The sequence below is a fragment of the Streptomyces endocoffeicus genome, from assembly GCF_016741935.1.
Lineage (GTDB): Bacteria > Actinomycetota > Actinomycetes > Streptomycetales > Streptomycetaceae > Streptomyces > Streptomyces endocoffeicus.
This window is the reverse complement of sequence record NZ_JAERRG010000147.1, coordinates 1-1,382: the sequence shown is the minus strand read 5'-3', so window position 1 is coordinate 1,382 and position 1,382 is coordinate 1. Positions and strand designations below refer to the sequence as shown.

Genomic DNA, 1,382 nt, shown 5'->3' with positions numbered 1-1,382 from the left:
CTAGCGGTGGTTTGTTAAGGCGGGAGTGGGAGGTAGTGGCTGAGTGGTCGGCCGGTACTGACTGCGTTGATCAGGTTCTGTAACTCTGCTGGCGGGGGCGTGCTGGACCAGGCTTTCCACCAGTGTTGCAGCATGATGGTGGGGGTCAGCCAACTGAGGACGGTGCGTAGGGCCTGGGGCCAGCGTGCCGGGTGGTGCGATCGGGTGCCCCCTCTCTGGCCGGGCCGGGCGGTTGGCGGGAGCGGGTGGCGGTCCGGCTTCCCAGCAGAAGGAGAACGCGCAGTTGACCAGGGTCTGGTGGCGGCGGATGGCACGGTCGGTGCGGACCTGGAAGTCGGCCCAGCCCAGTTCGTCCTTGACCTGCTTGTAGCTCTGCTCGATCCAGTTGCGGATGCCGTAGATCCGCACGATCTCGGCGAGGTCGGCGGCCGGGTGGGGGCTGTCGGCCTCGCGTGGTGAGCCGGGGCGGGGCAGGTTGGTGGCCAGATACCAGGTGGATTTCTCCGGCAGGGTGTCCGGGTCGGTGGTGGCCACCACCAGCCGGGTGGTGCCGTCCGGTCCCCACCAGCCCAGGGACGCGTCGGCGGCCCACCAGGTGGTGGTGTGCCCGTCGCGGAAGGTGCGGGTCACCGCCGTCCAGTCGCCCGGCCGGTCGGGGCCGTGCCAGGCCAGTTCCCGGGCGGCGTCGACCGGGGTGTGGGCATCGGGGCCGTAGGCCCAGGTGCCGCGGCGCCGTTTGAGGGCCATCACGAACGGCAGTCCGGCGGTGGCCAGTTCGCCGCGGAAACCGTCCTGGTCGCCGTAGGCACAGTCGGCCGCCACCGCCCGGAAGTGAACTCCGGCCTGGGTGGCCCGGCGGGCGAGTGCGGCAGCGGTCTGCAGTTTTGTGGCGAAGCCCGGATCGCTGCGGCCCTGGGGGAAGTGGCGGGCGGGGGTGTAGGGCACGGCGTGCAGCGGATAGTACAGCCGCTCGTCCGCCCACAACGTAGTGACGGTGACGATCCCGTTGTCGGTCTTGCCGTATCGGCCCAGCCACTGCCGGCCCACATGCGCGGTCGCGGTCCCGTCCTTCCGGTCGCCGGAGTCGTCGATGACCAGCACCCCACCGGCATGCGCAGCGGTGCGCGGATCATCCAGTATTCGCTCAAGGCGACGGGTGTTGATCCGCTCGTGCTCCCAGGGGGATTCGGAGAGGAAGAACTGCAGCCGCTGCACCGCGGGGTGCTGGGCTCCCGCTACCGGCTCGGCCCCGGCCAGGCATGTCAGCGTTTTGTTCCGTTCCCGCGGCGCCAGCAATCCCGTGAGGTACTGACGAAAACCCCGACGCTGGGCCAGGGAGTCGAACAGATCATCGAAGTCGGCGGCGTACTGCTCCAGCGGTC

At 69.8% G+C, this 1,382-nt stretch carries 1 protein-coding gene; it reads right to left on the bottom strand.

All coding sequences use genetic code 11. The annotated features are described in order from the left end of the window. A partial coding sequence (locus JK364_RS54275; RefSeq protein WP_201858855.1) for an IS701 family transposase occupies window positions 1–1,382 on the bottom strand: 1,382 nt, incomplete at its 5' end.